The 12,939-nt window shown below is 70.8% G+C and carries 10 protein-coding genes; 5 read left to right on the top strand and 5 right to left on the bottom strand.

Translation table 11 applies throughout. From position 1 onward, the window contains the following. Positions 1-7: 7 nt before the first annotated feature. From JOD63_RS00050 to JOD63_RS00030, 5 genes are all read right to left on the bottom strand, one after another. Positions 8-2,386 (bottom strand): glycosyl hydrolase family 95 catalytic domain-containing protein, encoded by a 2,379-nt coding sequence (locus tag JOD63_RS00050; RefSeq protein WP_052682542.1) that lies wholly within the window; start codon positions 2,384-2,386, stop codon positions 8-10. 72 nt (positions 2,387-2,458) lie between these two features. Then, entirely contained in the window at positions 2,459-4,123 is a 1,665-nt protein-coding gene (locus JOD63_RS00045; protein WP_052682541.1) for a hypothetical protein, read from the bottom strand. Positions 4,124-4,125: 2 nt separating this feature from the next. Then, a complete protein-coding gene (locus JOD63_RS00040; protein ID WP_084613605.1) occupies positions 4,126-5,049 on the bottom strand; it encodes a carbohydrate ABC transporter permease in 924 nt (307 codons plus the stop codon). 25 nt (positions 5,050-5,074) lie between these two features. After that, entirely contained in the window at positions 5,075-6,025 is a 951-nt protein-coding gene (locus JOD63_RS00035; protein WP_281174253.1) for a carbohydrate ABC transporter permease, read from the bottom strand. A gap of 74 nt (positions 6,026-6,099) precedes the next feature. Next, a complete protein-coding gene (locus JOD63_RS00030) occupies positions 6,100-7,344 on the bottom strand; it encodes an ABC transporter substrate-binding protein (RefSeq protein WP_045274148.1) in 1,245 nt (414 codons plus the stop codon). 244 nt (positions 7,345-7,588) lie between these two features. Here JOD63_RS00030 and JOD63_RS00025 point away from each other — a divergent pair, with 244 nt between their 5' ends. From JOD63_RS00025 to JOD63_RS00005, 5 genes are all read left to right on the top strand, one after another. Further along, entirely contained in the window at positions 7,589-8,770 is a 1,182-nt protein-coding gene (locus JOD63_RS00025; protein WP_045274149.1) for an ROK family transcriptional regulator, read from the top strand. Further along, on the top strand, positions 8,763-9,710 hold the full coding sequence (locus JOD63_RS00020) for a BadF/BadG/BcrA/BcrD ATPase family protein (RefSeq protein WP_045274150.1): 948 nt from the start codon (positions 8,763-8,765) through the stop codon (positions 9,708-9,710). Before JOD63_RS00025 ends, JOD63_RS00020 begins: the two co-directional genes overlap by 8 nt. Then, complete coding sequence (locus JOD63_RS00015) at positions 9,710-11,995, top strand: MFS transporter (protein WP_045274151.1); 2,286 nt, start codon at positions 9,710-9,712, stop codon at positions 11,993-11,995. Before JOD63_RS00020 ends, JOD63_RS00015 begins: the two co-directional genes overlap by 1 nt. Beyond that, on the top strand, positions 11,992-12,747 hold the full coding sequence (locus tag JOD63_RS00010) for a glucosamine-6-phosphate deaminase (protein WP_045274152.1): 756 nt from the start codon (positions 11,992-11,994) through the stop codon (positions 12,745-12,747). The genes JOD63_RS00015 and JOD63_RS00010 overlap by 4 nt, the downstream gene beginning before the upstream one ends. Then, the coding region (locus JOD63_RS00005) for a hypothetical protein (RefSeq protein ID WP_456152479.1) at positions 12,747-12,939 on the top strand (193 nt) is incomplete at its 3' end. The genes JOD63_RS00010 and JOD63_RS00005, both read left to right, overlap by 1 nt.

The raw sequence follows: 12,939 nt of genomic DNA, 5'->3' as shown, positions 1-12,939 counted from the left end.
TCCGTCGTCACCCGCGCAGGTCGACCTCGTGCCACTCGCCGTCGTCGAGCGTGACGACGAGTGCGCCGCCGGGGTGGTCGACGCGATGCGTGCGCCGCGCGGCATTCGTCATCGCGCGCATCCGCAGCGACGTCAGCCGCGGCGCGTCCTCCGCCGTGTCCCACGAGAATGCGAGCGCGACACCGGGTCGGGCGACGAGCCCGCGCACCTCACCGGATCCGAAGGATGCCGGCACCGCCGGCAGCAGCCGGAGGCCCTCGCCGTGGGAGTGCACGAGCATCTCGGCGACGGCGGCCGTGTAGCCCAGGTTGCCGTCGATCTGGAACGGCGGGTGCGCGGCGAGGAGGTTGTCGTAGAGACCGCCCGACTCGCCGCCGCGGTCGTCGCGCATGTCGCGGAACACGAGTGCGAGCAGACGGTCGACCCGGTCGGGCTGGCTCAGGCGGGCACGCAGCGCGAGCTTCCACGCCAGCGACCATCCTGTCGACTCGTCGCCGCGCAGGTCCAGGAACCTGCGTGTCGCCGCCGCGAGCACCTCATCGAGTTGGCCGACGCCCGGGTAGGCGAACAGGAGCGGCGAGACGTGCCGGTGATGCGGATCGGTCGGGGTGACCGCGTCGCGCCACTCCGCGACCGATCCGTCATCGGTCAGCGGAATGCCGGGGAGATCCGTCAGCATGTCGCGCGCGGCCACGACGACGGGGTCGTCTGCGCGGCCGAGGCGCTCGGCGAGGTCCGTCAGGTAGCCGAAGTTCGCGTGCAGCAGCACGAGGTCGAGCGTCGCCGACCGTGCGACCGATCCTCGGGCACCGTCTGCGGTCGTGAAGTCGGTCTCGGGTGAGGTCGACAGCAGGGTGCCGAGCGTGCCGTCGGGCTGGCGCGACACCCAGGCCTGAGCGAACTCCACCGCACCGCGCACGATGTCGAACGTGCGCTCCAGCTCCTGCCGGTCGGCCACGCCGAACCTGTCGCGGTCGGCGAGATGCAGGCACAGCCACAGCCCCGCCATCGGCCAGAACGCCCACGCGGGGTCGTGCTCTCCCCCGCCGACGGGCTGCGTGTACGCCCACGCGTCGGTGTTGTGGTGGGCGACCCACCCCGGCGCGTCGTAGAGGCGCTCAGCCGTCTCGGCGCCGCGGACGGCGAGCGCCGCGATGAGCGCGACCAGCGGATCCTCGGTCTCGCTGAGCGAGGTGGTGTGCGCCCCCCAGTAGTTCATCTCGACGTTGATGTTGGTCGTGTAGTTCGAGCTCCACGGCGGGCGAAGCTGATCGTTCCAGATGCCCTGCAGGGTCGCCGGCAGCCCGCCCGGGCGCGACGAGCAGATCAGCAGGTACCGGCCGTAGTGGAACAGCAGCGCCGCGAGCCCCGGGTCGGCCGGCAGGTCCGCCGCGTCGGAGCCGTTGACCGCTCTGAGGCGCGAAAGGGTGTCCGAGCCGTCGTGCGTCGAGTCGCCGAGCCGGATCGCCGCGGCGTCGTACAGCGCCGCGTGGTCGGCCAGCTGGCGTGCGCGCACCGCGTCGATGCCATCGACGAGCGCTGCATCGACACGCGCCCGAGCCCGAGCCTCGGCCGCGGCGACGTCTGCCTCGAGCGGCTCGCCGATGCGCGTGAACGTCGTGTCGGTGGCGAGCACCACCGTCACCGTCCGTGCGTTCCGGATGCTGTCGCCCTCGGCGACACCGTCGGTCTCGACCCTTGCGTGGACGACGCCCGCGACCGACTCCTCATCGGCGGCGTAGCGGATGGGTTCGTCAGCGTCATCGTGGCCGGGGACCACGTCGGTCGGCAGCCGCACGTGCACGGTCTGCTCGAGGGCGACGCCATCGCGTCGCGTCTCGCGGAGCGGGGTGTCGAGCAGCACCTGCACGTCGACCGGCTCCTCCGACTCGAACGTGTGCACCAGCACCCCGTGGGGCCCGCTCACCCAGGTCGAGTGCGACACGGCGATGCCGGCGATCGACCCGATCGCGGAGTGGGTCGCGGTGGTCAGGTCGAGCTCGCGGCGATACGCCTGGGCGGGCCCGCCTGCGGTGTCGGGCGCCTCGCCCCGCGCGGTCACCTGTACGCGCAGGTCGCCGAACGGCAGGTAGGCCTGCGTGTGTCGGTGCTGGAGGCGGCGCACCGCGGCATCCGCCTCGGGGTATTCGCCGCGCGTCATGTGCGCGCGGGCGGCGTCCAGCGCCGCTCGGGCATCCTCCGCCGAGACGACCGGCTCGGCGGACTCGCTCTGCGGGCTTCCCGACCAGGCCGTCTCGTCGTTGAGCTGCACGAGTGCGTCAGCGAGTTCGCCGAAGCACATCGCCCCGAGCGCTCCGTTGCCGACAGGTAGCGCCTGCGTCCACGTCCGCGCCGGCTCGCGGTACCACAGCACATGATCGCTCACGCGTCACCTCCATCGGCTCAGTACAACGGTGCTCGACGCCGAGCGCTCACCGCGCTCGGGCCTGGCGGCGTCTCAGAGCGAGACCGTCAGAACGAAGTCGCGGGTGGTGCGCGTCGGCACCAGAACCCGGACGCCGTCGACGCGGTCTCGTCCGCCCACCGCGGTGAACGACTCGCCCTCGTCGAATCCTGTCACAGCGGGCTCGCCGCCCGTCCACGACACTGCGAGTTCGGCACCGCTCGGCGATCGGACGACGAACGAGGCTCCGGTGGGAACCAGCGCGTCGACCGCGGCATCGAAGTCCGCTCCGAGCACCGAGTGGCCGGCGGGGAACACGAGCTCGACGGCCACCGGAACATCCATGCCCTGCCACGCGGCATCGAGGGTGAAGCCCGACGCTGCGCGCGAGATCGTGACGTCGCTCCGGAGCGTATGCGGATGCTTCGGCCGCGCCCCGAAGTCCATCGCCGCGAAGAACCGGCCGTCGGGAGTGAGCGGGTAGTCGCCGCCTGCGCGCAGACGCGTGATGGGCAGCGGCCCGTAGAACGCCGCCGAGCGCGACTCCTGCAGCACCGCGGTGTGTTCGTCGGCGAAGACGAGCCGGGGGCGCAGGGCTCCGATGCCGAAGAACTCGGGGGCGATACGCAGTGCGCGCAGCTCGAGGTCGCCGCGACGCGCACGCACGAGCGTGGAGGAGTTCGAGAGCCCGGACGCGATACGCCCGGTGGTGGCGAAGTCCGACCCGGCGAACACCGTGGTGGTGAGGGCGTCGTCGCGCCAGCGCACCAGGCCCGAACTGGGAAGGACGGCCGTCTCGTGGTCCGACCGCGGCGCACCAGGCGGCAGCGGGGCGTCGTCGTGCGCGTCGAGGATCTCGACGAGACGGGATGCCGGATCCGTCAGCCCTCGACGGACGATGTCATCTGCGGCTGCAGTGAAGCGCGCGTCCTGCGTGCGGCGGGCTGCCCACAGCAGCAGGGGAAGGTACGGCTCGGCGTCGAAGTCGCCCGACTGGTCCTGTCGGCGCGAGTGCACGGTCTCGACCCGGCCGCGATCATCGATGAGCGGAAGCGTCGCACGCAGATTGCGCTCGACCGCCGCGGCGAGGTCGTCGCGGCCGAGCAGCCGCGCGAGCTCGATCAAGCACGGTCCGCTCACGTGCACGGCGTAGTTCGCGCTGCGCTCCGAGTACATCCCGTCGGCGTCGATATCGACCCCCTCGGCGAGCCAGGCGATCGCGCCTTCGCTGAGGGAAGGGTGCCCGAGAACCTCACCGAGGGCCGCGAGGGCCGACGCGATCTCCCAACGGTGGTTCGGCGTGTGGACGCCGCCGACCAGCAGGGCCGGGGCGAGCCTCGACCCGATCTCGACCAGGCGCGCACGCTGGGCATCGAGACCCGCGACTCCCGACCTGTCGATCAGGCGGATCGCGCGACACAGGTCGTTCGCGGTGAACGAGCTGTCGGGCGGCGACTCGCCGTTGTCCCCTCCGGCGAACAGACCCGACGGGCGCTGCGTCAGGGTGAGATCGTCGAGCGCAGCATCCGTCCGTTCGCGATGCTCGGCGGCCGCTGCGCCGTCGACCACCGCGAGAGCGACGGCGATGAGCGCGCGCCGCATCGCACGCCGGTGCGCCGGAAGGTACGGCGAGTAGGCGTCACCGCTCGTGCTGACGCGTGCGCGGTCGGCGAGCGCGGCGAGGTCGAGGTCGACGGCCGTCGCCGTGCGAGCCGGCACGCTCAATCCTTCAGCCCCGCGTTCAGATCGGCGCTGACGATGTACTTCTGGAAGATCAGGAAGATGACCAGCAGCGGGAGGATCGAGATGACGGATGCCGCAAGCAGCAGCGACCACTGGATGTTCTCGGCGCCGACGAGCGAGCGCAGCGCCGTCTGCAGCGTGAACAGCTCGGGCGAGTTGAGCACGATGAGCGGCCAGACGTAGTCGTTCCATCGCCACTGGAACGAGAAGATCGCCAGGGTGACGAGGATGGGCGAGGCCAGCGGAAGCATGATGCGGAAGAAGATCGTCAGCTCCCGGGCGCCGTCCATGCGCGCGGCATCGATCAGCTCGTCGGGCACGGTCATGAAGAACTGCCGGAACATGAAGATGCCGGTCGCGGTGATGATCGACGGCACGATGACGCCGGCGAGCGTGTCGTACAGGCCGAGGTTTCGCACCACGATGAACGACGGGCTGAGGATCACCTCGGTGGGGAGCATGGTCGTCGCGAGGAAGCAGATGAACAGTGCGCGGAGCACCCAGGACTGGTACTTCGCGAGCGCGTAGCCCGTGCAGGCGCTCACGAAGACGGTGAGCGCGGTGGTGACGGTGGCCACGAGAGCGGTGTTGCCGACGTACCGCGCGAAGTCGATCTTCTCCCACGCGCCGGCGTAGTTCTCGAGGGTCGGGTTCTCGGGGAAGACGCTCAGCGGGAAGGTGAACAGCTCGCCGGCCGGCTTGAGAGAGCTCAGGATCAGCCACAGGATCGGCACGAGGAACAGCGCCGCGAGGATCCACATCGCCGCGGTCGGCAGTGCGGACCGCGTGAAGCGCACGCGCCACGGGACGCGACGCCTCCCCGGGGCTGGCGCCGTGTCGACCTGCGCGGGGGCGGAGGCGACGACAGCCTCTGTGGTGGGCGGAACCGAGGTGAGGGTCATGATCGTCTCTTTTCTGGGGTCCGGGTCACGCGAGGTCGCGGCTCGCACGGCGGTCGATGCCGAGCTGGATGACGGCCATGACGATGAGGATGACCATCAGCACCATCGAGACCGCGCTGGCGTATCCGACTCGGGCGAACTCGAACCCGGTCTCGTAGATGTACTGGACGATGAGGCGGTTCTCGGTGCCGGGTCCGCCGCCGCTGAGCGCCTGGATCAGAGCGAACTCCTTCATCGAGCCGATGGTCGACAGCAGGATGACCATGAACGAGGTCGGAGCGATGCTCGGCAGCGTGATGTGGCGGAAGCGCTGCCAGCCGTTCGCCCCGTCGAGCGCCGCGGCCTCGTAATACGACGCGGGCACATTCCGGATCGCCGCCATGAACAGCAGCATGTTGAAGGCCGCACCGCCCCACGCGGCGGCGAGGACGATCACGATGAGCGCGAGCGTGCCGTTCGTCGACCACTGCAGCGGATTGCCGCCGAGTTGCGAGATGGCGTAGTTGACGATGCCGAAGCTCTCGCCGAAGAGCCACCGCCAGGTGACCCCGGCGACGATCGGAGAGATGAGCCACGGCAGGAAGAACACGAGGCGGGCGACCGGCTTGCCCTTGGTGTGGGGGTTCACGAGCAGCACTGCGAGGGTGAGCGACAGCACGAAGCCGACGGGCACGCTCATCGCGACGAACAGGAACGTGCGCCCGAGTGCTCGGTAGAAGTCGGGGTCGGCGAACAGCTCCGCGTAGTTGGCGAAGCCGATGAAGTCGGGACTGCCGACGCCGCGATAGTCCGTGAACGAGTAGCTCAGCCCGAGGACCGCGGGCCAGAGGAAGAAGATCACGAACAGGATCGCCGCAGCGCCGACGAGCACCGTCGGGGCGAAGATGTGCCGGTTGCGACGCGGGCCGCGGCGCCGCAGCGCGGGCGGGTGGTGCCGGCGGACCCGCGGGCTCGGCGGGGAAACGGTGACGGTCACGGGGGTCTCCTGTTCGGCGGGAGGTGATGAGTGGGGGCGGGTGGGCGGACGCGGAGTCCGCCCACCCGCGGGTGTCAGCCGTTGACGAGCGCGTCCATGCCGGACTCGACTGCGGTGATGGTGTCGTCGAGCGACTGCTCGCCGTTGAGGAACGCCGGGATCTCGGTGGTCAGCGGCTCGCTGTCGAGGGCCACGCCGTCGTACGCGAACTCCACCATCGAGCGGGTCTGCAGGAACGAGAGCTCGTTCGCCGCGGCGATCTCGTGGTTGTACAGATCGAGGTACTCGGCGTTCTGCTCGTACGGGACCTCGAGCCCTTCGATCACGGGAAGGAAGCTCGCATCGGCACTGAGCTGCGCGTAGTTCTCAGCCGTGTACATCCAGTCGATGAAGTCCTGCGTCTCCTCCTCGACGCCGGTTCCCTCGAAGCCGACGATCCAGTTCGTGCCGATGTTGGTCGCACGCTCGGTCTCGTACGGCATGTAGACCGGCAGCCAGTCGAACGCCGTGATCGACTCGTTGAACGACGAGATCTGCCAGACGCCCGAGTAGTAGGCGGCGATGCGGCCGGACTGGAAGAGTGCACTCGCGTCGTCACCCGACAGCCACACCGATCGCGGCATCATCTTGTCGTCGTTGATGTCGGAGAAGGTCTGGAGCGCCTCTTCGGTGCCCTCGCCCATGACGAACTCGCCGTCCTCCTGGTAGTAGTCGCCGTTGGACCCGAACTGGTACAGCATCGAGCGCAGACGGTGAACCGATCCGTCCATCACCATGCCGTACTGCGCGTCGGTGTTCTCGACGACCTCGGTGAGCGCGGCGAGGTACTCGTCCCACGTCCAGATGTCGGACTCGTCGGTCGGGTACGAGACTCCGGCCTCGTCGAACAGCGACTTGTTGATGTACAGCCCGACCGCGGTCAGGTCAGAGGGCAGCGTCAGCACCTGGCCCTCCGGGCCCTCGACGATCAGCTCGTCCATGATGTCGTGCGCCTCGGCGATGTCGCCGAGCTCCATCGCAGCGTCCTCCCACAGCGGGTCGAGTCCCGCGGTGCGTGCGAGCGCCGGCAGATCGCCGGCCTGGGCGCCGTTGCGGAGCCGCGTGGTCAGGTCGTCGTAGGGCACGTCGACGATCTCGACGGTCACGCCCGTCTCCTCGAAATAGCGGTCGGCGAGCGCCTGGTACGCGCCGTTCTGATCGCCCGAGATGACGAACTCAAGGGTGGCGGGACCATCGCCCGCGCTGGACGACGAGCATCCGGCGAGGGCTGTGAGGGCGGCGACTGCAGTGACGGCGGTCGCAAGTCGGGTGTATCGCAAGGCGACTCCTGTGAGTGAGAAGGGGAAGGTCCTGTGGTGCGTTCCCATTTCTTATCACTCTGAGATCTAGTCGTTCAATTCGAGATCAACTATCCGACACATGCTTCACTCACTCGTTACCAGCCGAAACATGAATGACACATTCGACTGAAAACTCGCGGGTTTGTTTGCAGATCGACCTCCGGTTCTGCTTTTATCTCATCGCAAGCATCTATTAGAGGACGATCCCCCGACAGGAGTCAGCATGCGAGAGGGCGACACCACCTCCGCTCGCGCGACGGCCACGAACCACACGGTCACCCGGCTCAATCGCACCGCGATCGTCGACGCGCTCGAGCAGCACGGCCCCCTCACCCGCGCCGAGATCACCGAGCGGACCGGCCTCGCCAGCGCGACCGTGCATCGCCTCTGCACGCGTCTCGTCGACGAGGGCACGATCGCGGTCGAGCGTGAGGCAGACGGAGGCATCGGGCGACCGACCCATCGCTACCGCTTCCTCGGCGAAAGTCGAACGGTCGTCGCGATCGACATCACCGACGACACCGCGCGGGGCGCCCTCATCGACATGAACGGGGCCGTGTCGCACACGCACGACACTCCCCTGCGCGGGGCCGACGGGGCGCTCAGCCCGACGTCCCGCCTCGACGGCGTGCTCCAGGCGGTCGAGGATCTCATCGCCACGGCCGCCGAGCGCGGCACCCCGGCGCAGGGCGTCGGCATCGCCGTTCCGGGCCTCGTCGACCGGAGCGGCGTCGTCGGCCATTCCGTCGAACTCGGGTGGAGCAGCGTACCGCTGCGCGATCGTGTCGCCGAGCGCACCGGCGGGCTTCCCGTCGTCGTCGAGAACGACGCGAACGCCGTCGCCGTCGGCGAATGGGCTCGGGGCGCCGCGCAGGGCAGCCAGCACATGGCCGCGTTCCTCCTCGGCGTCGGCCTCGGCGCGGGCATCGTCGCCGACGGCCGACTGCTCCGCGGCTTCCGGTCGGGCGCGGGCGAGATCGGCTCGCTCATCGCGGATCGCTCCGCGTTCGCGCGCACCTACGACGAGGCGGGCGACCTCGAGAGCCGCGTGCTCTCGCTCGGCGCCGCCCGCACCCCCGGCGCACGGCGCGACTCGAGCATCTCGATCCTCGACGAATACGCCGAAGGCGTGCCCACCGCACTCGACCCGGCAGCCGAACTGCTCGACTACATCGCGATCTCGATCGCGGCGCTCTCCGTCGTGCTCGACACCGCAGAGGTCATCCTCTCGGGCAGGCTCCCCGCGCGCGCCGATGTGCTCGTCTCCGAGATCGAGACCCGCCTCCGCGGCCGCATTCCCAATCCGCCGCGCATCGTCATCGGCGCCCTCGGCGAGCGCGCCGCCGTCATCGGAGTGGGGCAGCTCGTCATCGAGCAGGTGAAGGGCGGGCTCTACCTTGCGTGACGATGCATCCACGACTGCACCTGCCCCGGGCGCCCCGGCCGTCGGCGTCGACGTCGGCGGCACGAAGACCCACATCGTGACCGACCACGGCGTCGACGTGGTCGTCGCCAGCGCCGTCTGGCGCCGCGGCAGCATCTTCGAGCACGATGGCAACCTCGCCCGGCTCGCGCAGGTCGTGGTCGATGCCGTCGGCGGGGAGCCCGGCAGCACAGTCGTCGGCGCGCACGGCATCGACAGCATCGCACAGCAGCAGCACGCGACCGCGGTACTCCGCTCGCACCTCGCCGGGCACGTCGAAGCGGTGAACGACGCGGTGCTGCTCGGCCCCGCCATCGGCGCCGACGACGCGATCTGCGTCATCGCGGGCACCGGGTCGGCCGTCGTCGGCGTCGGCCGAGGCGGTGAGACCATCGCCGCCGATGGCCATGGCTGGCTCATCGCCGACGACGCCAGCGCGCCGGGACTCACCCGTCAGCTCTGCGTCGCGGTGCTGCGCGAGGTCGACCGCAACGGCACGGCGTCGCTCGCCGACCCGGCCGCGCGGAGGCTTCTGCGCCACTTCGGCACCGACGACCACGTCGAACTCGCACTGCGCTTCCAAGCAGCACCGTCCGACACCCTGTGGGGTGGATTCGCACCCCAGGTGTTCGCCGCCGCCGACGAGGGATCGCTGATCGCGAAGCAGGTCATCCGCCGCTCGGGCGCGCATCTCGCCGAGATGGTGCAGGCCGTGCGCGCGCGGGGCGCGACCGGAACGACCGTCGTCGCCGCCGGGGGTGTGATCACCGCCCAGCCGATGCTCGCCGACGCGCTCGTCGCGTCCCTGCGCGAACGCGCATCCGACTTGACGGTGCGCGTGCTCGACGTGCCGCCGGCCGCCGGCGCGCTCGCCCTTGCGCGACGGCGCACGGCGCTGACCGCGGCATCCTTCTCATCGTGATGCGGAGCCCACGCCGCATCCAGCCGACGACGCTCGCGGTCGGCCTCGCCTATGCGACCAACGGCTTCTCGATGGCTTCGTGGAACGCGCGCCTTCCCGAGATCGGGTCGTCGGTCGGCACCGGCACCGAGGGCATCGCGGCGTTCCTGCTCGCGAACGCCCTCGGCACGCTGGTCATGGTGTCTCTGGCCGGCCTCCTCGTCGAGCGCCGCGGCGCGCGGTGGGGGTACGGACTCGCGACCATCGCGTTCGCCGCCGCCTACCTCGTGCTCGCTGCGGCGACCACGCTCGGCGTCTTCGCGGTGCTCCTCCTCGGCGGGGTCGTGCACGGAGCGGCGTTCGCCCTGACCAACGTGCCCCAGGGCGTGCTCGGCGCCGCCGCCGAAGCGCGCGCCGGCAAGACCATCGTTCCGCGCTTCCACGCGTTCTACTCGCTCGCCGGAGCCGGTGGCGCTGCCCTGGGCGGGGTGGCAGCGGCGGCAGGCATCCCGATCGGCGTGCAGTTCCTCGCGCTCGCCGTGATCGCTGCGGCACTGCGAGTCGCGGCGCAGCTGCTGATCACGGTGGATGCCGGTCACCGGCAGGCGACCGCGAGCGTCGCCGACAGCGCAGTTCCGACCATCACCGCCGGAATCCGCCTCCCCCGCTCGGTCTGGACGACGCCCACCGTGCTCATGCTCGGCGGCATCGTCTTCGCGGCGACGCTCTCGGAGAGCGCCGCGAACAACTGGCTCGCCGTCGCCGTGGTCGACGGCCACGGCGCGCAGGCGGCCGTGGGCGCGGGAGCCCTGTCGACGTTCCTCATCGCGCAGACCGCCGGTCGACTGCTCACCGGGCCGCTCATCGACCGCGTCGGGCGACGGGTGTCGGTGGTCTCGTCGACCGCGCTCGCAGTCTCCGGCGTCCTGCTGGTCGCCGTCGCACCGTCGGTCCCGGCGGCCCTGGCGGCGGCGGCGATCTGGGGGCTCGGCGCCGCACTCGCCGTGCCCGTGAGCATGTCGCTCGCCGCCGCGCAGCCGCGTGCCGCGGCGAGTGTCGCGGCCGTGGCGTCGGTGGCGTCGCTGGCGACCGTGATCGGCCCGCCCGTCATCGGACTCGTCGCCGAGGCCGTCGACGTCCGGCTGGCGTTCGCCGTCATCGCTCTGGCCCTCCTCGCATCCATCCCCCTCACCGTCCAGGTCTTCACGCGTCGCACGCGCGCGGAGGACTCCGCAGCACCGGCCCCCGAGAGTGAGCCTCCCGTGTCGAAAGTCCAGGCCTTCATGACCGAGCAGCCCGAAGCACTCGCCCGCGCGAGCGAGGCGTGGCCCGATTCGACAGTGGTCGCGCTTCGCGCGCTCGGCGCACGGGCGGAGCGCGTCGTGTTCATCGGCTCCGGCACCTCGTCGTTCGCGGCACGCGCGGTCGAGGCGTTCGCCGCCACCGTCCTGCCGGGCGCCGAGGTCCGGGTGCTCACCCCGTCCGAGGCGGTGTTCGCCCTCCCGGCTTCGAGATTCGACGACCACACGCTCGTGGTTGCGATCAGCCAGTCTGCGCGCTCCGTGCTGGTTCGGAACGCTGTCGACCTCGCCCGCAGCCGCGGCGCGATGACGGTGTTCGTGACTGGCGCCGCAGAGCACGCGCCGCCGGTCGACGTCGTGCTCGACATCTCGGCCGGACCGGAAGACGTCGGCGCGAAGACGAAAGGCTACTCCACGACCGTCGTGACTCTGCTCCGGCTCGCCGCCGTGCTCGCCGGAACGACGATCGACGGCATCGGCGAACTCCCCGCCGCAACACGGACCGCCCTCGACGGCGGTGCCGGGGCCATCGCGTCGTTCGCGGACGCCGTCGACGTCGCCGACGGACTGCACATCGTCGGGACGCAGACTCACCTTGCGACCGCCCAGGAGGCGGCGCTGAAGATCGTCGAGATCGCGCTCGTGGCGACCTCCGCATACGACGTCGAGGAGTTCACCCACGGTCCGCATCGCCGGCTCAGCCTGGACTCGTCCGTGGTCGTCGTCGCGACGGCCGACCCGATGTTCGACCGCGCGGTGTCGCTCGAAGCGTGGCTGCGCGACATCGGCGTGGCGACGCTCGTGCTCACCGATCGCCCGGAGCGCTTCGCCTCGTCCCCCGCGGTCGTCGCCCTCACTCCCCTGCCTCGGACTCTGGCGCCTATCCCCGCCATCGTGCCGCTGCAGCGCCTCGCGCTCGCGCTCGCCGCGCGCCGCGGGCTCTCACCCGACGCCGTGCTCTACCCCGAGGTCGACACGCTCCTCGCCCGAAAGGACCCGTCATGAGGATCTTCGTCTCGCCCGACGCCGCCGCAGCCGGTGCCGCCGCCGCCGATCTCGTCGCCGCCGTCGCGGCGCGCCGACCGCGGCTGGTGCTCGGCGTCGCAACGGGGTCATCGCCTCAGCCGCTGTACCGCGCCCTGCACGAGCACGTCGTGCGCAGCCTCGACCTGAGCGGTGCCACCGCATTCGCCCTCGACGAGTACGTCGGCATCGATCCGCGGCATCCGCAGAGCTACCACGCGGTCATCGATCGTGACGCGAGGCAGCCGCTCGGCCTCGACCCGGCCCGCGTCCACGTTCCCCACGGCGCGACCGCCGACCGGCACACCACCGCGGCCGCGTACGACCGCGCGATCGCGGCAGCCGGCGGTGTGGACCTGCAGATCCTCGGCATCGGCTCGAACGGGCACATCGGGTTCAACGAACCCGGGTCGGCGTATTCGTCACGCACGCGGGTGGTCGACCTCGCACCGCAGACGATCGCCGACAACAGCCGGTTCTTCGACAGCGCCGACGACGTTCCCACGCAGGCGGTGACGCAGGGCGTGGGCACGATCCTCGACGCGCGCGAGATCGTCCTGGTCGCCGCGGGCGCGGCGAAGGCGGATGCCGTCGCCGCGGCGGTGCGCGGACCGATCGGCCCGGCGGTGCCGGCATCCTTCCTGCGACAGCATCCGCGCGTCACCCTCTTCCTCGACGAAGCGGCCGCGGCGCTGCTCCCCTCCTCGCATCTGTCGATCGGGGCAGTCGCGTGATGCCCGCCGCCGGCATCGACATCGCCCGCATCGGACCGGGTGACGGCACCATCGCACCGCGCTCGCGCATGCGCAGCGACGCCCCTGAGCAGTCGCTCGACGGCGCGTGGCGGTTCCGCCTCTCACCGTCGCCCTGGGACGCACCCGACGACTGGCGCACCGGTTCCGCCGCCGGCGAATGGGACACCATCG

It is taken from the genome of Microbacterium terrae, from assembly GCF_017831975.1.
Lineage (GTDB): Bacteria > Actinomycetota > Actinomycetes > Actinomycetales > Microbacteriaceae > Microbacterium > Microbacterium terrae.
This window is presented reverse-complemented; position numbering and strand designations above follow the sequence as displayed.

Coding starts and splice junctions, on each gene's coding strand:
- JOD63_RS00040 (WP_084613605.1), bottom strand. CDS start 5,049: ATGACCCTCACCTCGGTTCCGCCCACCACAGAGGCTGTCGTCGCCTCC.
- JOD63_RS00025 (WP_045274149.1), top strand. CDS start 7,589: ATGCGAGAGGGCGACACCACCTCCGCTCGCGCGACGGCCACGAACCAC.
- JOD63_RS00015 (WP_045274151.1), top strand. CDS start 9,710: ATGCGGAGCCCACGCCGCATCCAGCCGACGACGCTCGCGGTCGGCCTC.
- JOD63_RS00010 (WP_045274152.1), top strand. CDS start 11,992: ATGAGGATCTTCGTCTCGCCCGACGCCGCCGCAGCCGGTGCCGCCGCC.